Genomic DNA, 18,472 nt, shown 5'->3' with positions numbered 1-18,472 from the left:
ACGTGGTGCCCTGGGCAGTTCATTCGGGCGTAATGTGTTGCGTTCCATGCAACCACTTCACAACAGGAGTTCACTCAATGAAGAATTACCTCATCCCCGCTCTGATGCTTGGCGCAGTCGCACTTCCGGCCTCTGCCGCCGAGGTGCAGATCCAGGCGACCGGTCCGGTGGTCGAGCTGTCCGTCAATGAAACGGTGAAGGCGAAACCCGACCTTGCGACGATCAGCGCCGGCGTTTCGACGGAAGCCCCGACGGCAGTGGCCGCGATGCGCCAGAACGCGAGCGAGATGGATGCGGTGATCAAGCGGATCAAGGCGCTCGGAATAGCCGATCGGGATATCCAGACTACCGGCATCAACCTCAGCCCGCGTTACGATTACGACCAGCCGACGCAGCGGCAGGTCTTTCGCGGATATTCCGCATCCAATCGGGTCAGTGTAATCCTGCGCAAGGTCCCTGACACGGGCAAGGTTCTGGATGCGCTGGTCGAAGCGGGTGCGACCGATATCGGCGGTCCGCAGTTCTCGATCGACAACGATACTGCCGCAAAGGCGCAAGCCCGCAAGGCGGCGATGCAGAACGCGCAGGCGCAGGCGATGGAATATGCGAAGTGGGCCGGATACACCGGCGTACGTCTGCTCGAAGTGAGCGAAAGCATCATGTCCAACCAGCCGATGCCGATGATGGAGCAGTCCATCGTAGTGACCGGCTCCAGGATGAAAACACCGGTCGAACCTGGAATGGTCGGCACCGGGGTCAACGTCACCGTGAAGTACGAAATGACCCGCTAGGACGAAAACCGGCTTAACCGCGGCAGCGAGGCGCATTCACACCTTGTTCAATGCCCCAGCCTTAGACAAGGTGGCATCATGACCAAGACACTTGCCCTCCTGCTCGCGGCTACGCTGATGGTAACCGGCTTCACGGCCTCGCCGTCGCTGGCCCAGTCGCGCAACGACCAGGGTGAAGCGCGCAAGGAAATGAGGGCGGGTAATGTTCTTCCGCTGCGGGAAATCGAGCGGCGGGTGGTTACCCCGTTGCAGGCGCAGGGACACGAGTACCTCGGCCCGGCGTACGATTCGACCGCGATGGCTTACCGCCTCAAGTTCATCAAGGACGGGCGGGTCAGCTTCGTCGATGTTGATGCGCGAACCGGCCGAATTCTCCAGCGCAGCCGGTAACTCTTGCCCGGCACCCGGGCAAAAGTCGGCACCATTCATAACCGCGTGAGTTGACGCGTTTCTCACAAAAGCCCACTTAGCGCGAACGCCATTGGGCTCATTATTAGGGGAATTGGTCAGCATGCGGATATTGATTGTCGAGGATGAACCAACTCTCGGCCTGCAATTGAAGTCCACTCTGGAGCAAACCGGCTACGCGGTGGATTTGTCCACCGATGGCGAGGATGGGCACTATCTCGGCAGCACCGAAGATTATGATGCGGTGATCCTGGACCTTGGTCTGCCGGAAATCGACGGACTGACCGTGCTTGGTATGTGGCGCAAGGAAGGCAGGACCTTCCCCGTGCTGGTCCTGACCGCGCGCGACAGCTGGTCCGACAAGGTCGCCGGGCTCGATGCCGGGGCGGACGATTATCTCGCTAAGCCGTTCCAGACCGAAGAATTGATCGCCCGCCTGCGCGCGCTGATCCGCCGCGCTTCGGGCAACACATCTTCCGAACTGATGGCCGGCGATGTCCGGCTCGATACGCGTTCCGGCCGGGTCACGCTGGGCGGCGAGCCGGTCAAGCTGACAGCGCAGGAATACAAGCTGCTCAGCTACCTGATGCACCACAAGGGCAAGGTGGTCAGCCGGACCGAATTGATCGAACATATCTACGACCAGGATTTCGACCGCGATTCCAACACTATCGAGGTGTTCGTCACTCGTATCCGCAAGAAGCTGGGTGCCGATGTGATTACCACCATTCGCGGGCTCGGCTACAGTCTCGACGACCCGGCCGACCAGCCGCGCGCTTCCTGAAGCCGGTTTGCCGATGGGCGCAGACGACAGCCAGCCTGACAGGCCGCGGATTGATCAAAGCGCCACGATAGCCGCGCCGCATACTGGCAGCCTGTCGCGCCGGATGATGCTGATCGCCGCGGGCTGGATCAGCGTGCTGCTGCTCGCCGGCGGGTGGGCGCTCGACCGGACGCTGACCAATCTGGTGGAGGACAATTTCGATTCGCAGCTGGGCTATCTGCTCAACACGATGATCGTGGTGTCCGAAATCGGCCCCGATGACGAAGTTTTCTTCAACCGCCCGATCGGTGAGCCGCGGTTCCTGGAACCCGGCAGCGGCCTTTACTGGCAGATCAGTGCGGAAGGGCGCGAGGGGTTCGGGTCCTATTCGCTCGAAACGAAGCCTTCGCAATCGCTGTGGGACCGGACGCTTGAACTGGGCCCGCATCACGACGACGCCGATCCCCACTTCTATGACAGTTTCCAGTTTCCCGACGAACCGATCCGGATCGTCGAGCGGACGGTGATCCTGCCCGACAGCGACACCCGGTGGACCTTCGCAGTGGCGTCAGCGCGGGAGGAACTCGATTTCCAGATCAGCCGGATCCGCTCGATCCTGGCTTACAGCTTCGCCATTCTCGGCCTGGGGCTGTTCGTGATGGCCATGCTGCAGAGTTATTACGGCCTGCGGCCCCTGCGCCGGGTGAAGGAAGCGATCCAGACCATTCGAACGACCGGATCGAACCGGGTTACCGATCCATTGCCGCTCGAAGTCCAGCCGCTGGTGGAAGAACTGAACGCGCTGCTGGCGCACTCGCAAAAGCAGGCGGAGGAAGCGCGCACCCATGCGGGCAACCTGGCCCATGCGCTGAAAACGCCGCTGACCGTGATCAACAACGCCGCCACCGCCAAGGCCGCCGACCTGCCCGACACCGTCATCCGTGAAGCCACCACAATGCGCCGCCATGTCGACCATCACTTGGCCCGCGCCCGTGCAGTCGGCCGGCGCGCGGTCGGCCATGCGCAGACGCAGGTGTGGGAAAGCGCGGAGGCCGTGCGCCGTGCGGTCGAGCGACTGCATCCCGGCGGCCGCTTCGACCTCGATGGGAACCGCAACGCGCGGGTCGCGATCGAACGGCAGGACCTCGACGAAATTCTTGGTAATCTGATCGAGAACGCGGCGAAATACGGCGGCGGCAGCGTGTTCGTAACCGTGGATGCGGAGCCCGAACGGGCGCAGTGCGTCATCTGGGTCGAAGATGACGGAATGGGCATTCCCGAGGACAGCCGGACCGCAATTTTCGACCGCGGCGCCCGGCTCGACACCGGAAAACCCGGCACCGGGCTCGGCCTCGCCATCGTGCGCGATGTGGCCGAGATTTACGGCGGCGGGGTGGAACTGGACGAAAGCGAAGACCTCGGCGGCTTGCTGGTGAAACTGATCCTGCCGCGTGCGGGGTGATCGCGGGCTACGTATAAACGCCGGTCGCCCAGCGCTTGGCAAAGATCCGGTCTTCACGAACACGGACCTTGCTCAGCCGATCATGTTGCTGGCGGATTTCCTGCAGCGCCTCCGCGCTGACATCCTCTTCGAATGCGAGGCCGACGCACCGCCCGTCGCGGCGCACGATACAGCACAATACGTCGAGCCCCATGCATTGGAGCACGCCCGTCGCGCCCGGATCTACGGCCGCCGCCTCGCAGTGCACCCGCGCGCCGGTCTGGGAGATATCTCCAACTTCGCAGGTATAGCTGCCGCCCAGCAGGATCAGCCTGCCGGGAATGGTCACCCGCAGGCGAGCGGCGGCGCGGCGTCCGGTACGGTTATCGGTGGCGGCCGCTTTGGCCCCGGGGGTTGGATAGGAAAACATGAGGGCACTGTGACCCGTCATGGTGAATCCACAGTGGCGGGCCGGCTAAGTACGAATACCTACGGCGCCAGTCGGTTCGCTTAGTCGCCGCGCGCCTGGTGGTGGTGACGGATCACCTCGTCGATGATGAACCGGAGAAACTTCTCAGAAAATTCCGGGTCAAGCTGCGCTTCTTCGGCTTTCATCCGCAGCCGAGCGATCTGGCGCTCTTCCCGTCCGGGATCGGAGGGGGGCAGGTCGGTCTTCGCCTTGTACGCGCCCACCGCCTGGGTGATGCGGAAACGCTCTGCCAGCATATGGATCAGCGCGGCATCGATATTGTCGATACTGCGCCGGAATGCGGCCAACTGCGGATCAGCCGGAATGGGGGCCGGATTCGCCGCGAGAGGGGTGGTGTTGTCGGTCATCGCCGTTCGCTTATCACGGTCACCGGAAGGAATCCAAGCTTGCCAACCGAGTTTGCCGCCCCCATGTCCCACAGCACTATGATTGCACCCCGATTATGACTGCAGAGATCGTCCCCCTCCCGCGCAAGCAGCCAGGCGGAAGTTCGTCGGATAAACCGACCCTGGACCCGATGCTGGGCCTGACCGCTTCGGGGATGAACGCGGTGAACGCCGTCATTCTCGACCGGATGCAGAGCGAAATTCCGCTTATTCCCGCATTGGCGGGGCACCTGATTTCCGGCGGCGGCAAACGGCTCCGCCCGATGCTGACACTGGCAGCCGCGCAACTGGTCGGGTACCAGGGAAACCGGCATTACAAGCTCGCTGCGTCCGTAGAATTCATCCACACCGCAACACTGCTGCATGACGATGTGGTGGACGGGTCGGACCTGCGTCGCGGCAAGGCGGCAGCAAATATCATCTTCGGCAACCCCGCTACCGTGCTGGTCGGGGATTTCCTGTTCAGCCGCGCTTTCGAACTGATGGTCGAGGACGGCAGCCTCAAGGTCCTGAAAATCCTCAGCAGCGCCAGTGCGGTGATTGCGGAGGGAGAAGTCGACCAGCTTACCGCCCAGCGGCAGATCGAAACCAGCGAAGAACGCTATCTCAATATCATCGGTGCGAAGACCGCCGCCCTGTTCGCCGCAGCCAGCCGGATTGCTGCCGTGGTCGCCGAATGCGACGAGCGCCAGGAACAGGCGCTCGACGACTACGGACGCAACCTCGGCGTGGCGTTCCAGCTTGTCGATGACGCGATCGACTACGATTCCGAAGCTGCCGAAATGGGCAAGGACCAGGGCGACGACTTCCGCGAGGGCAAGATGACCCTGCCGGTGATCTTCGCCTACGCCCGCGGCACCGAAAGTGAGCGCAAGTTCTGGAAAGACGCCATATCGGGCCGCCGGACGAACCACGACGATCTGGCCGAAGCGGTCGAATTGATCGGCAAGTATGACGCGGTCGAGGCCACCCGCGACCGTGCCCGCCATTTCGCCAACCGCGCGATTGGCTCGCTGTCGATCTTCCCCGACGGAAAAGCCCGCGCCGCGATGGCAGAGGCCGCCGAATTCGCTGTCGCACGGGGCTATTGATACCGATGTAAAAAATATTTGACATGAGGTCCGGAGCGATCTAGCAATGTCAAATATCTTTTACATGAGAGGATCATCATGTCGTTTCGCGAAAAATCTGCCTGGACCATGGCCGCGGTCATGCTGGTCGCGGGAGTATTCTATGCCTGGCTGGTGTCGCACGGCCCCGGCGCGCCGGTTATCGGACCGCTCGTTCCCTATGTGATGCTGGTGATCATCCTGTCGGTCGCGGTGCAGATCGTGCTCGCGGTCACTTCGCCCAAGGAAGCGCAGGCCGCTGCCGACGAGCGGGAGCGGTTGATCCTCTGGCGCGCGGGGCAATTGTCGGGGATAGTCCTGGCGGTCGGGCTGGTTGCCAGCGGTGCGGTCTATGTGATGCTGCCATCGGGCAATATGCTGTTTCACCATGTCCTTGGCGCGCTGATCGTGGCGCAGATCGCGGAATACTTGCTGCAGGTCTATTTCTTCCGGCGCGGTCATTAGGGTGCCAAAACGGCCGCCGATCACCAACCGGGTGCGCGAACTGCGCGAACAGCACGGTCAGATCAGCCAACAGGCGCTGGGTGATGCCGTGGGGGTAACCCGCCAGACAATTATCGCCATCGAACAGGGCCGCTATTCGCCCAGCCTCGAAACCAGCTTCCGGATCGCGCGCCAGTTCGGTGTCGGGGTGGAAGATGTGTTCGGGTGGGAAGGCGAATAGCCAGTGGCAGGTAACCTTCCGATCCATGCGGTGCTGCCAGAGGTGCTGGACGCGTTGGCCAACCACGGCGCTACGGTGCTGGTCGCGCCGCCCGGTGCGGGCAAGACCACCGCGGTGGCCCCGGCACTGCTCGATCAGCCATGGTGCACGGGAACGGTGATCCTGCTCAGCCCGCGCCGGGTCGCCGCGCGGGCGGCGGCGGAGCGGATGGCGGAAACGCTGGGCGAGAAACCGGGTGAAACCATCGGCTACCTGACGCGTCTCGATACGAAGCAATCCGCCAAGACCCGTGTGCTGGTGATGACCGAGGCTATCTTCGTGAACCGGATTGTCAATGATCCCGAACTGGCCGGGGTCAGCGCGGTGTTGTTCGATGAAGCGCATGAGCGGCATCTCGACAGCGATCTCGGGCTCGCGCTGGCGCTGGAAACGCGGGCAATCCTGCGCGAGGATCTGCGCGTCTGCGTGATGTCCGCCACCATCGATGGCGCACGGTTCGCGCGGCTGCTGGGCGGCGATGCGCCGGTCATCGAAAGCGAAGGCAAGGCCTGGCCGCTCCGGATCGAATGGCTCGGCGCGAAGCCGGGTCTGCGAACGGAAGATGCGATGGCCACCGCGATCATCACCGCATGGCGCAGCGAAACGGGTGATGTGCTCGCCTTCCTGCCCGGCGTCCGGGAAATCGAGCGGGTGCGCGAACGGCTCGAGCCGAAATTACCGGGCACGCCGATCCTGCCGCTGCACGGCCAAGTCGATCCCGCGGCCCAGCGCAGCGCGATCCGCCGCGACCGCGATGGCCGCCGCCGGATCGTGCTGGCGACGGCGATTGCCGAAACCTCCCTGACGCTCGACGGGGTGTCTGTGGTGGTCGACAGCGGGTTGTCCCGCCGCGCAGAATTCGACCGGGCGGCAGGCACCACCCACCTTGTCACACACCGTTCCAGCCAGGCCGCAGCGGCCCAGCGTGCAGGGCGCGCCGCACGGCTGGGGCCGGGCGTAGCCTATCGGTTATGGGAACAGGCCGCGCACCCCGGGCGTCCACCTTTCGATCCGCCCGAAGTGGAAACCGCGGACCTCACCCCGCTCATGCTGTCTTTGGCGCGGTGGGGCACTGCCGACCCTGCGTCGCTCGCGTGGCTCGACCCGCCGCCGACCGCGTCCGTGGCGGCAGCGCGGGACCGGTTGGCGAAGCTTGGCGCGCTGGACGACAGCGGACGAATTACCGATTGGGGCAAGCAAGTTGCCGCATTGCCGATGGACCCGGTCCACGGTGCGATGGTGCTGTTCGGCGCCAAGGCCGGACAAGCGAAAGACGCGGCGCGGCTGGCGCTGTTGCTGCAGGAACGCGGGCTGGGCGGGCAGGGGGAGGACTTGCTTCACCGGCTGGGCGGGTGGAATGCGGACCGCTCGCCGCGCGCGGCTGCCTCGGCCAAACTGGCGGACCGCTGGGCGCAGCGGGCCAAGGAACTGGTCCGCGGCAACGAGGGCGTGGATCTGAACCCCGGCCTGTTCCTCGCCCGCGCTCTGCCGGACAATATCGCCAGGCGGCGCGATGCGGCGGGGGAAAACTGGCTTTCCGCTGGCGGCCGCGGATATTTCCTCGATCCCGCATCCTCGCTGGCGCGGGCCGAATGGCTGGTTATCGGCGACGCGCAGGGTCAGGCAAAGGGTGCGCGGATCACCGCCGCCGCCGCGTTGACCTCGCAGGAGGTGGAAGAACATCTCGCCGACCTGATCGAGAAGCGCTCGGTGCTGAACTGGAACGGCGCGGAAGCGCGGGTGGAAGCGCGACTGGAACGGCGGCTGGGTGCGATCACGCTCGCGACCGGGCCCGATGCATCGCCGGACCGGGGGAGGGTGGCCGAATTGCTGCTCGCCAAGGCGCTCGAGGATTTGCCCGCCCTGCTGCCCGCCAGCCTGATGGCGCGTGCCGGGCATGTTGGCCTCGCGGCGCTGTCGGCCGCGCATTTGCAGGACAGCGCCGAACAATGGCTCGCGCCCTTGCTTGCTGGTCGCCGCGATCTTGCGGTTCCGGCTGGAAAACTGACCGAGGCGCTGCTGAACCTGCTCGATTGGGATAGCCGCCAGAAGCTCGACCGGCTGGCCCCGCGCGAATTCACGTCGCCCGCCGGAACGCATCATCCGATCGACTATGCCGGGGCTGATGCGCCTTCGGTGGAGGTGCGGGTACAGGCGCTGTTCGGCCTCGACAGCCATCCGGTGATCGGCAGCACTCCGCTGCTGGTCAAGCTGACCAGCCCGGCGGGCCGCCCGCTGCAGGCCACCCGCGACTTGCCCGGATTCTGGCGCGGCAGCTGGCGCGATGTGGTGAAAGACATGAAGGGCCGCTATCCCCGGCACCGCTGGCCGGACGAACCATGGACCGAAAAGCCGAGCCTGAAGACCAAGAACGCCTTTTCAAGGGAGCAAAGCTGAATTAAGGGCCTTCATCATGGCAGCACGTATTTATCAGATCCCGAAAAACGCGATGCAGTCCGGTCGGGCGCGGACCGACAGCTGGATGCTCGAATTCGAGCAGTCCGAGGCACGTTGGCCCGATCCGCTGATGGGATGGACCGGAAGCTCCGACACGCAGTCCCAGGTGCGGCTGACGTTTCCGGACAAGGACGCGGCGAAGGCCTACGCGGAAAAGTACGGCATCGCGGCGCGGGTGTATGCCACTCCGCCCAAGACCCTGAAGATCCAGGCCTACGCCGACAATTTCCGATAGGCCAATTTTCGGAGCGGTCGTTCCGAGGCTTGAAATCATCCGGCAACCCCGCCATATGCCCGCCCGGGAGTCGGGTGGACGTTTGCGTTCGCCAACCTGGTCAGGTCCGGAAGGAAGCAGCCACAACGATTTGCGGCGGGTCGCCCGGCTCCTTCACGATTTTGCCCAATAAATCGCATCCCCCCTTCGACAAGCACGCGGTGACCGCCTACCTACCGGGTAATGGCTGATTCACCCGATCCCGAAATGCACGAAACCGGTCCGACCGCCGAGGAGCTCGAGGCTGCGGGCCAATCGGCGATGTTCGGCGGAGCGGCGGAAACGCCAGCCGTGAAACCCGTGCCCGCGACCCCTTCCGACGCCCAGCCTTACCGCGTTCTCGCCAGAAAATACCGGCCGCAGACCTTTTCCGAACTGATCGGGCAGGAGCCGATGGTTCGCACGCTTGCCAACGCGATTGCGCGCGACCGGCTGGCGCATGCTTTCCTGATGACGGGCGTTCGCGGGGTCGGGAAGACCTCGACCGCGCGGCTGATCGCGAAGGCGCTCAATTGCATCGGGCCGGACGGGAAGGGCGGTCCGACGATCGACCCCTGCGGCGAGTGCGAACCGTGCGTCGCGATCGCGGCAGGGCGGCACATGGACGTGATCGAAATGGACGCGGCCAGCCACACCGGGGTGGACGACGTGCGCGAAATTATCGAGGCGGTGCGCTATTCCGCCGTCTCGGCCCGGTACAAGATCTACATCATCGACGAAGTCCACATGCTGTCCCGCAACGCTTTCAATGCCTTGCTCAAGACACTTGAGGAACCGCCCGCGCATGTGAAGTTCCTGTTCGCGACCACCGAAGTCGAAAAACTGCCGGTCACCGTGCTCAGCCGGACGCAGCGATTCGACCTGCGCCGCATCCATGCCGAGCAGCTGGAAGTGCATTTCCGGATGATCTGCGAGAAGGAAGGCGTCGAAGCGGAAGCGGAAGCGTTGCACATGATCGCCGCCGCCGCCGAGGGTTCGGTGCGCGACGGTCTATCGATCCTCGACCAGGCGATTGCCCATGCCGATCTCGATAAGGCGCATGAGGATGGCGGGAAAGTCACCGCGGCCCGCGTGCGCAGCATGCTCGGGCTGGCGGACAAGACGGCGCAGCGGCGGTTGCTCGGCGATATCCTCGGCGGCGATGCCAAGGCACTGCTGGCGGGCATCGGCGATCAATACGCGCTGGGGGTGGAGCCACTGGCGCTGATGCGCGGGCTGATGGACCTCGTCCACCGGATCACCGTGGCGCAGGTTAGCGGCAGCGAGCCCGCCGCGCCCAGCGCCGAGGAACGTGCCGCCCTGCAGGATTGGGCGGGCCGCTTGTCCGCGGGCCAACTGCACCGGCTGTGGCAATTGCTGCTGAAAGGCTATGACGAAGTGCGCGGCGCGCCCGATCCGCTGGTATCGGCGCAGATGGCCTTGCTCCGTGTGCTCCACGCCGCCGACCTGCCCGACCCCGGGAAACTGGCGAAGAAACTGGAGCAACTCGGCCAGGGCGGCATTCCCGCTCAGGCAGCCAGCGGTGACGGGGGCAACTCTGACGGGGCATCGGGCGCTCCGGCGGCCAAGCTCGATTGGGCGCAGCTGGTCGAACAGGTTTCCCGATCGCGCGCCGCCGGGCACATGCTGCTCGCCAACCGCATGAAGATGCAGGTGCGCGTCGTTTCGCTCGAACCGGGACGGCTGACGTTCCAGCGCGCGGAAGGTTTCTCCGACGATCTCCTGCCGGACATGCGGGCCGCGCTGTCCGCGCTTTGCGGCGAGCGGTGGGAAGTCGAACTTGCCGACGGCGATGCAGCCCCCACATTGGTCGAACAGGCAGAAGCGGGCCGTGCCGCGGACCGGCAGAAAGTGCTCGACGACCCACTGGTCGCCGCGACATTATCCGCCTTTCCGGGCGCGGAGATCGTTTCCGACGACCCCGCGCCGAACGTCAATGAACAGGCCCCTCCGTGGAGCCGCAACGCATAAGGAATCCCCCATGCAATCGATGGAAGAAATGATCCAGGCGGCGCAGAAGGCCGCCGAAACGATCCAGACGCAGATGAACGAAATGCAGGTCAAACTCGACAATATCGAGGTTGAAGGCAGTTCGGGCGGCGGCGTGGTAAAGGTCCGCTGCACCGCCAAGGGCCGGATGCTCGGCGTCCAGATCGACGACAGCCTGATGGTCCCGAACGAAAAGCAGATGCTCGAAGACCTGATCACCGCCGCCTTCAACGACGCGCGCGACAAGGCGGACCGCGTATCGAACGAGCAGATGAAGGAAATGCAGGGCGGCATGGGCCTGCCACCGGGGTTCAAACTGCCCGGGATGTGATGGCGATTTGGGGCTCCGAATTCAGCTTGTGACGAACGTCAGAGACTGGGTGGGGAGCGGAAGGTCGGCTGCGTGACTTGGCAAGCTTGAAGCTGGGTATGTGTTTTAGTTGCAATGCGCCACTGGGAAGGCTCCTTGGCCCGCAGCAACTTCTTTGACGTTCCATCGATCTGAAAGTTTTTCGACGGCAATATCGGCGAAGGCATGTGCGGCCTTGAAATCATTACCGTTGAAGCCGATGACGACCTGGTCCGTTGGCATTCCAAGGTTGCCCGCTCCGAAGCTAAAGTCATCTCCGCGCGCGGCACCAATGTTCACGGTTCTATCATTTAGGGGCACGTTTTCGTTATCCGAGGCAGGAGACTGCAACTCTAGATGCCTATCTCTAAGAGATTGCAACTCGATATGCGTTTCTCTGCTACGATCATAAAATCGCATCTCATGCTCCTTCGCGAGCTCGCGCATAAAGATCGTGAAGGCAGGTATCTCGTTTGGGCTCTCAAGACAGAACTGGATCATACGGAACGGAGGCTTTCCTTCCGCGCATCCACTTATTCCATATACGGTTATCGCTAGGGCCAACATTCGGATGTAGGATCGTGCCATGTAGCTCCTCTAGCCTCGCGTCTGCTTTGCGCCAACTAAACACCTAACCCCGAGCGTCCGCTTCGTCGTCGTTAGCTGCCATAGAAGTTGTGTCCATATGCTTCCAAACGCAGCGGCGCACTTTCCTACACCAAACGCCTGCCTTACATCGATCCGCATGATCAGACAGATGCCCGACCACGTCAGCACAGCGAACGAATATTACGCTCGGCTGCCCGAACATTTTAATTCTCCACAAGGAGAATTCTGTCACCCCGACATCCTCAAACCCGCAGAAATCCGCACTTTTTCACTCCGGACACTCAATGTTGGACATGTCACCTTTGTAACCCTGTCCGCCCATCCACAGCTAAGGGAAGGCACGGCTTGCGGCCTGCGGCCCCCGTTACCATATTGCTGCCAAGCGAAAGCGGCCCGGTGCCGTATAGAGACTGGGTCGCACAAAACTGGATACTGAAACATGAGCCTTTTCCCCCTTCTACCCTTGCGCGATATCGTCGTTTTCCCCGGCATGGTCGTGCCGCTGTTCGTCGGCCGGGACAAATCCGTGGCCGCGCTGGAAGCGGCGATGGAAGGCAACAAGGATATCTTCCTGCTGGCGCAGCTTGACCCCGGTTGCGACGATCCGGAACGGGACGACCTGTACGATACCGGCGTGGTCGCGCAGGTCCTGCAATTGCTGAAGCTGCCCGACGGCACTGTGCGTGTGCTGGTCGAAGGTACTTCGCGCGCGGAGCTCGAACGGCTCCGGCCCGAAGGCGAATTCGTGGTCGCGGAAGTGACCATGAGCGAAGTGGAAACCGTGTCCGGCAACGAGATCACCGCGATGATGCGCAGCGTGGTCGAACAGTTCGGCGAATATGCGAAACTCAACAAGAAGCTGGGTGAGGGCGCGGGCGATGATCTGGGCGAGATCGACGATGCCGGCGCCTTGGCCGATGCCATCGCCGCGTCGATCAACACCAAGGTCTCCGACAAGCAGGCGCTGCTGACCGAGCCGGACCCGCGCAAGCGGCTGGAAATGGTCATGTCCTTCATGGAAGGCGAATTGTCGGTGCTGCAGGTCGAACGCAAGATCCGCGGCCGCGTGAAGCGCCAGATGGAAAAGACCCAGCGCGAATATTACCTCAACGAACAGATGAAGGCGATCCAGAACGAACTGGGCGGCGAGGGTGAAGACGGCGATGAAATGGCCGAGCTTCAGAAGAAAATCGACACGCTGAAAATGTCGAAGGAAGCGAAGGCCAAGGCGCAGTCCGAGCTGAAGAAGCTCAAGGGCATGCAGCCGATGAGCGCCGAGGCTACCGTCATCCGCAATTACCTCGATGTGCTGCTCGGCCTGCCCTGGGGCAAGAAATCGAAGCTGACCAAGGATATCAAGAAGGCGCAGGCAATCCTCGACGAGGATCATTATGCACTCGACAAGGTCAAGGACCGGATCGTCGAATATCTGGCGGTGCAGGCGCGGACCAACAAGCTGAAGGGACCGATCCTGTGCCTCGTCGGCCCTCCCGGTGTCGGCAAGACCAGCCTGGGCAAGTCGATCGCCCGCGCGACGGGCCGCGAGTTCGTGCGCCAGTCGCTCGGCGGCGTGCGCGACGAAGCAGAAATCCGCGGCCACCGGCGGACCTATATCGGTTCGTTGCCGGGCAAGATCGTGACCAACCTTAAAAAGGCCGGTGCATCGAACCCGCTGTTCCTGCTCGATGAAATCGACAAGCTTGGCCAGGATTTCCGCGGTGATCCTGCCTCCGCGCTGCTAGAGGTGCTGGATCCGGAACAGAATTCCAAATTCCAGGACCATTACCTGGAGCTGGACCTCGATCTGTCGGACATCATGTTCGTGACCACCGCCAACAGCCTCAACCTGCCGCAGGCACTGCTCGACCGGATGGAGATCATCCGGCTGGAAGGCTATACCGAGGATGAGAAGGTCGAGATCGCCCAGCGTCACCTGATTGCAAAGCAGGTCGAGGCGCACGGCCTGACCGAAGGCGAATTCGAGCTGACCGAAGAGGCGCTGCGTGACCTCATCCGCTATTACACCCGGGAGGCCGGGGTGCGGACGCTGGAACGCGAGATTGCCCGCCTGGCGCGCAAGAGCCTGCGCAAGATCCTCGAGAAGGACGTCACCAGCGTGACCGTGACGCCGGAAAATCTCGGGGATTTCGCTGGCGTGCGCAAGTTCAAGCATGGCATGAGCGAGGAAGAGGCCGAAATCGGTCTCGTCACCGGCCTGGCGTGGACCGAAGTGGGCGGCGAGTTGCTGTCCATCGAAAGCGTCACCACCCCGGGCAAGGGCGAGGTCAAGACCACCGGCAAGCTGGGCGACGTGATGAACGAAAGCGTCGCGGCGGCATTCAGCTTCGTGAAATCACGCGCTCCCGCTTACGGGATCAAGCCGTCGATCTTCCAGCGCAAGAACATCCATATCCACTTGCCCGAGGGCGCGGTTCCGAAAGACGGGCCGAGCGCGGGCGTGGGTATGGTGACCTCGATCGTGTCCACCCTCACCGGTATCGCGGTGCGGCCGGACGTCGCGATGACCGGCGAGGTTACCCTGCGAGGGCGGGTGCTGCCGATTGGCGGCCTCAAGGAAAAACTCCTCGCGGCACTGCGCGGCGGCATCAAGATCGTCATCATCCCGGAAGAAAACGTCAAGGACCTCGCGGAGATTCCGGAGAACGTGAAGGCCGGGCTGGAAATCATTCCGGTGAGCCATGTCGACCGGGTGCTGGAGATTGCCCTGACGGCCATTCCGGCGCCGATCGAATGGACCGAAGCCGATGATCTGGCGAGCCAGCCGGGCGCTGCGGCAGCGGTCGGGGTGACGACGCCTACAGCCCATTGATTTTGCTGCAATGCAGCGAATCGGTACGGCTTCGAACCGAACTCTCGCCAGCCGTTTGGACAGCGGTTGGCGAGATTATCAGCGGTTGGCCGCAAATTTGCAGATTTTATCGCAATTCAGCGGGATTCGGCCCGAATTGCCTTTGACAGTCGGGGGAAAAATCCCTTCAATCGCCGATCTTCGAAGGGGCGAATCTCAATAATCGTTTCAGCAGGGTATAGGGGTTTTTATAAATGAACAAAAACGATCTGATCAGCGCGGTTGCCGATTCCAGCGGCCTGTCCAAGAGCGACTCAGCCAGCGCGGTCGAGGGCGTATTCGACGCGATCACCAAGTCGCTTTCCGGCGGCGATGAAGTGCGCCTGGTAGGTTTTGGCACGTTCTCTGTTGCAAAGCGCAAGGCGTCCACTGGCCGCAACCCGCGCACTGGCGAACCGATGACGATCAAGGCATCGAACCAGCCGAAGTTCAAGGCAGGCAAGGGCCTGAAGGACGCCGTCAACTAAGGTCGTTCCGGGATAGGGCGCGGTCCGCAATCGGTCCCGCCCTTCACATCGACTTAGAACCCGAAAGCCGCGCTCGCATCCTGCGAGCGCGGCTTTCTTTTGCGGGAGCAATGCCCCTTACGGGGCGATCTTGATGAGCGCGGTCGGCGCGGCCTGGGTGCGCTTGTTGATCGTCCATTCGAGCGCTTTGCCGCCCGACGTTTCAACCGGACCTTCGTCGGTGTTGTTGGCCAGCACTTCACCATCGGTGACGATCCGGAAGGTCCCGCTCAGTTCCGGGATCATCGGCATTTCGTCTTCGCCACTTGACGCTCCCATCCGGGAGAATCCGCTCGCCATCCCTGCCATCATGCCTTGGAACGGGTTGCCTCCCGACTGCGCCGAGAAGCCGGGCGCGTCGACCCGCACCGTTCCGCCGTCACGATTCGCGACAAGGACAAAGAAATTCGACATCGGGAAGCTCTCGATGGTCGGGAACAGGAAATCGTGGTCGAGCCGTCCCTCGATTTTGAACTGGACCACGAACAGGCCGTCACCCCGGTATTCAACCGAGTTCCAACCCTTCTGCCGGCGCAGGCGCTTCGCCAGTTCCTCTGCCGCCGCCGGATCGGCTGGATCGATGCCGCCAAGCATCGCGCTCATCATTTCGGCATCTTTCTTCTGCGAATTGATCCGCCCCTCCAGATTTGCCTCCCAGTCACGCTTCTGCTCTGCGATTTCATCGGTGGTACAGGTCCGCTCTTCGAATTCTTCGTCGGAATAGCAGGGCTGCTCGACGAATTCCTCGTCCGCCAGTTCCGCCTTGTTGCCCATCTCCGCCAGCTTGCTGAGGGCTAAAAGATAGATCTCGCCGTCATAGGAATAAGCGAACGTGCCGCCGTTCCGGAGGTCAAGTTGAGACGTGAACTTGCCGGGCGAGAGCAGACAGCCCGCCAGAAACAATGCCATCACCGCCGCGAAAGTCGCGGTGCCCAGTCGCTTGATCGAAATATTCCCCTGCATTTTTTGGCCCCCCTGACCGTTCAATTTCCCCGTGTAGCTACAGCATAAAGCGCAATTGCTGCCGCATTGGAAACATTTAAACTCTCAATGGCGTCGCCGATCGGCAAGCGAGCGAGTGCGTCGCAGTGGCCGGCGATGTTCTGTCGCATCCCGTCGCCCTCCGCGCCGAGGACCAGTGCAACCGGCCCGGTTGGAAGCGCGTCACCCAAGGTCGTCTCGGCGTCGCCGGTCAGACCGATCCGCCAATACCCTGCTTCCGCCATTTGCTCCATTGCCCGCGCCAGGTTCACCACCCGAACCCACGGCACCACTTCCAGCGCCCCGGAAGCTGACTTCGCGACTACCCCCGATTCGGGCGGGGCATGGCGGTCCTGCGTTACTATCGCGGCGGCTCCGAAGGCCGCTGCCGAGCGCAGGATCGCGCCCACATTATGCGGATCGGTCACCTGATCCAGCACCACGATCACTTGCCCATCGGCCGAATTGAGGACTTCATCGAGGCCCGTCTCTTCCAGCGGCGCGCATTCGAGGACCAATCCCTGATGCGGCGTATCGCGTGTGACCAGCCGGGCCAGGTCGGCAGCTTGGGCGTATTCGACGGTGAAGCCCTCGGGCAATTCGCCGGCGAGACCCGCGATCGCTTCCCGCGTGGCCCACAACTTCCGATGCGAGCGTTCGGGGTTCATCAGGGCGGCTTCTACCGCATGATGGCCCCACAGCCGGACCTGCCCGGTGCTGGCACGCCCGCTGCCCCGGCCGCCCTGCATTCGGCCAGCGCGACCCCGCAATGCCCGTTTGCGGTCTGGATTGGGGCCGGCTTTGCGGTCAGTCATGTCGGGAAACTCCGTGAAATGCTTGTTGTGGCCGCGCCATGCCAGTCGCCCCATTGACAGGCAAGCGCCGCTTCGCCATTGGGGCGCCTCTCGGCCTGAGGGCTCCGGAAACGGGGCCGCCAAATCGCGCGGTCATTCCCGCACATGGCAAGCAAGTGGACAGGTGGCCGAGTGGTTAAAGGCAGCAGACTGTAAATCTGCCCGCGCAAGCGTACGCTGGTTCGAATCCAGCCCTGTCCACCACTTGCCCTCAAGTAAATTTCGTGGCGATACGGCGTCTTAGAGCAGGTTTCGCTGAGTTGATCTATCGACAGGTCTTGCCGCGGTCCTGCCGGACGGATATTCCCCGCTGATGCCCCAGACTTACCATCCCGTGATTTCTTCGACCGGCTTGTTCACCCCCAAGCAAAGCATTTCCAATGCCGAATTGGTCGCCAGCTACAATGCCTATGTGGAACTGCATAACCGGCAACATACCGCGGATATTGCGAGCGGAAAGGTTGAAGCGCTTCAGCCGAGTTCTGTCGAATTCATCGAAAAGGCCAGCGGCATCAAGGCGCGTCATGTCATCGTAAAGGATCCGGTACTCGATCCGGAGATCATGGCACCGCGGTGGCCGGAGCGGGGTAACGACGAACTGTCGATGATGGCAGAAATCGGTGTCGCGGCGGCGCGGCAAGCTCTGGAAGCAGCCGGGCGCGCGCCGGGTGATGTGGATGCCGTCCTGTGCGCCGCCTCCAACATGGAACGTGCCTATCCGGCGATGGCGATCGAAATTCAGCAGGCCTTGGGTATCGACGGGTTCGCTTTCGATATGAATGTCGCGTGCTCCTCGGCGACTTTCGGGATTCAGACCGCCGCCGACTATGTACGTTCCGGCAATGCTCGATCCGTTCTCGTCGTGAGCCCGGAAATCACCAGCGGTCATCTCAACTGGCGTGACCGGGACAGTCATTTCATCTTTGGTGACGTCGCCACCGCAGTGCTGGTGGAAGATGTGTCCATCGCCCCGGCCCGGCATTGGGACATTCTCGGGACCAAGTTGAAGACGGTGTTTTCAAACAATATCCGCAACAATTTCGGTTTCCTCAATCGTGCCGATCCGGGCAAGGCGAACAATCCCGATAAGCTGTTCATCCAGGAAGGCCGGAAGGTTTTCAAGGAAGTCGTGCCGATGGTGGCGAGCATGATCCTCGCCGAGGCGGACCGGCTCGACATCGACGCGGCGGGATTGCGGAGGTTGTGGCTGCACCAGGCAAATGCCGGAATGAACCGGCTGATTGCCCAGCGGGTCCTTGGCCACGAAGCGGACGACGACGAAAGTCCGACTGTGCTCGACACTTACGGCAATACTTCGAGCGCCGGTTCCATAATCGCCTTCCATCTGCATAACGATGACCTGAAGGCAGGCGATGTCGGCCTGATCTGCAGTTTCGGTGCGGGCTACTCGGCCGGGACAGTCTTCGTGCAGAAAGTAGGCTGAGCGGACGTTCTGGCAGCTCGGCTACCAT

The 18,472-nt window shown here is 62.6% G+C and carries 19 protein-coding genes, 1 tRNA gene and 1 other RNA gene; 16 read left to right on the top strand and 5 right to left on the bottom strand.

The features are described from left to right. Nucleotides 1–77: 77 nt before the first annotated feature. From GRI65_RS05805 to GRI65_RS05790, 4 genes are all read left to right on the top strand, one after another. Nucleotides 78–791: an SIMPL domain-containing protein gene (locus GRI65_RS05805; RefSeq protein WP_160755514.1), complete on the top strand. Its 714-nt coding sequence runs from the start codon at nt 78–80 to the stop codon at nt 789–791. Nucleotides 792–869: 78 nt separating this feature from the next. Beyond that, on the top strand, nt 870–1,181 hold the full coding sequence (locus tag GRI65_RS05800) for a PepSY domain-containing protein (protein WP_160755513.1): 312 nt from the start codon (nt 870–872) through the stop codon (nt 1,179–1,181). A gap of 121 nt (nt 1,182–1,302) precedes the next feature. After that, on the top strand, nt 1,303–1,983 hold the full coding sequence (locus GRI65_RS05795) for a response regulator transcription factor (RefSeq protein WP_160755512.1): 681 nt from the start codon (nt 1,303–1,305) through the stop codon (nt 1,981–1,983). 13 nt (nt 1,984–1,996) lie between these two features. Beyond that, nucleotides 1,997–3,424, top strand: a complete 1,428-nt coding sequence (locus GRI65_RS05790) for a sensor histidine kinase (protein WP_160755511.1) — start codon at nt 1,997–1,999, stop codon at nt 3,422–3,424. A gap of 7 nt (nt 3,425–3,431) precedes the next feature. Here the strand turns inward: GRI65_RS05790 and GRI65_RS05785 are convergent, their stop codons facing one another. After that, nucleotides 3,432–3,854: a PilZ domain-containing protein gene (locus GRI65_RS05785; RefSeq protein ID WP_160755510.1), complete on the bottom strand. Its 423-nt coding sequence runs from the start codon at nt 3,852–3,854 to the stop codon at nt 3,432–3,434. Between the two features lie 59 nt (nt 3,855–3,913). Next, entirely contained in the window at nt 3,914–4,240 is a 327-nt protein-coding gene (locus tag GRI65_RS05780; RefSeq protein WP_202391121.1) for a chorismate mutase, read from the bottom strand. A 95-nt stretch (nt 4,241–4,335) separates the two neighbouring features. Between GRI65_RS05780 and GRI65_RS05775 the strand changes: the two genes are divergently transcribed. The 8 genes from GRI65_RS05775 (at nt 4,336) to GRI65_RS05740 (ending at nt 11,163) form a co-directional block, all read left to right on the top strand. Next, nucleotides 4,336–5,370, top strand: a complete 1,035-nt coding sequence (locus GRI65_RS05775) for a polyprenyl synthetase family protein (RefSeq protein WP_160755509.1) — start codon at nt 4,336–4,338, stop codon at nt 5,368–5,370. 78 nt (nt 5,371–5,448) lie between these two features. Further along, nucleotides 5,449–5,853, top strand: a complete 405-nt coding sequence (locus tag GRI65_RS05770; RefSeq protein WP_232843927.1) for a hypothetical protein — start codon at nt 5,449–5,451, stop codon at nt 5,851–5,853. A 1-nt stretch (nt 5,854) separates the two neighbouring features. Next, nucleotides 5,855–6,073, top strand: coding sequence for a helix-turn-helix transcriptional regulator (locus GRI65_RS05765; protein ID WP_160755508.1), 219 nt, complete (start codon nt 5,855–5,857; stop codon nt 6,071–6,073). A 3-nt stretch (nt 6,074–6,076) separates the two neighbouring features. Then, nucleotides 6,077–8,509, top strand: a complete 2,433-nt coding sequence (gene hrpB / locus GRI65_RS05760; protein WP_160755507.1) for an ATP-dependent helicase HrpB — start codon at nt 6,077–6,079, stop codon at nt 8,507–8,509. Nucleotides 8,510–8,525: 16 nt separating this feature from the next. Next, the gene (locus GRI65_RS05755) at nt 8,526–8,804 is read left to right on the top strand and encodes an ETC complex I subunit (RefSeq protein ID WP_160755506.1); all 279 of its coding nucleotides are present in this window, start codon (nt 8,526–8,528) and stop codon (nt 8,802–8,804) included. 63 nt (nt 8,805–8,867) lie between these two features. Beyond that, an RNA gene (ffs, locus tag GRI65_RS05750) (signal recognition particle sRNA small type) lies at nt 8,868–8,962 on the top strand. Nucleotides 8,963–9,026: 64 nt separating this feature from the next. Beyond that, complete coding sequence (locus tag GRI65_RS05745; RefSeq protein ID WP_160755505.1) at nt 9,027–10,814, top strand: DNA polymerase III subunit gamma/tau; 1,788 nt, start codon at nt 9,027–9,029, stop codon at nt 10,812–10,814. A gap of 10 nt (nt 10,815–10,824) precedes the next feature. Next, nucleotides 10,825–11,163: a YbaB/EbfC family nucleoid-associated protein gene (locus GRI65_RS05740; RefSeq protein ID WP_160755504.1), complete on the top strand. Its 339-nt coding sequence runs from the start codon at nt 10,825–10,827 to the stop codon at nt 11,161–11,163. A gap of 105 nt (nt 11,164–11,268) precedes the next feature. Here the strand turns inward: GRI65_RS05740 and GRI65_RS05735 are convergent, their stop codons facing one another. After that, complete coding sequence (locus GRI65_RS05735; RefSeq protein ID WP_160755503.1) at nt 11,269–11,682, bottom strand: hypothetical protein; 414 nt, start codon at nt 11,680–11,682, stop codon at nt 11,269–11,271. Nucleotides 11,683–12,229: 547 nt separating this feature from the next. Here GRI65_RS05735 and lon point away from each other — a divergent pair. Both lon and GRI65_RS05725 read left to right on the top strand, forming a co-directional pair. After that, nucleotides 12,230–14,620: an endopeptidase La gene (gene lon, locus GRI65_RS05730; RefSeq protein WP_160755502.1), complete on the top strand. Its 2,391-nt coding sequence runs from the start codon at nt 12,230–12,232 to the stop codon at nt 14,618–14,620. 233 nt (nt 14,621–14,853) lie between these two features. Next, nucleotides 14,854–15,126, top strand: coding sequence for an HU family DNA-binding protein (locus GRI65_RS05725; RefSeq protein ID WP_160755501.1), 273 nt, complete (start codon nt 14,854–14,856; stop codon nt 15,124–15,126). Nucleotides 15,127–15,243: 117 nt separating this feature from the next. Here the strand turns inward: GRI65_RS05725 and GRI65_RS05720 are convergent, their stop codons facing one another. Further along, entirely contained in the window at nt 15,244–16,128 is an 885-nt protein-coding gene (locus GRI65_RS05720) for a hypothetical protein (RefSeq protein WP_160755500.1), read from the bottom strand. Between the two features lie 20 nt (nt 16,129–16,148). Further along, nucleotides 16,149–16,961 carry a 23S rRNA (guanosine(2251)-2'-O)-methyltransferase RlmB gene (rlmB, locus tag GRI65_RS05715; RefSeq protein WP_232843926.1) on the bottom strand — a complete coding sequence of 271 codons (813 nt, stop codon included), beginning with the start codon at nt 16,959–16,961 and terminating at the stop codon, nt 16,149–16,151. A gap of 157 nt (nt 16,962–17,118) precedes the next feature. Here rlmB and GRI65_RS05710 point away from each other — a divergent pair. Further along, a tRNA-Tyr gene (locus tag GRI65_RS05710) sits at nt 17,119–17,204 on the top strand. A 109-nt stretch (nt 17,205–17,313) separates the two neighbouring features. Continuing rightward, entirely contained in the window at nt 17,314–18,444 is a 1,131-nt protein-coding gene (locus GRI65_RS05705; RefSeq protein ID WP_160755499.1) for a beta-ketoacyl-ACP synthase III, read from the top strand. Nucleotides 18,445–18,472 lie beyond the last annotated feature (28 nt).

This window comes from Allopontixanthobacter sediminis (assembly GCF_009828115.1).
Lineage (GTDB): Bacteria > Pseudomonadota > Alphaproteobacteria > Sphingomonadales > Sphingomonadaceae > Allopontixanthobacter > Allopontixanthobacter sediminis.
Note: the sequence above shows the minus strand (reverse complement) of the source record. Positions and strands in the feature narration are given on the sequence as shown.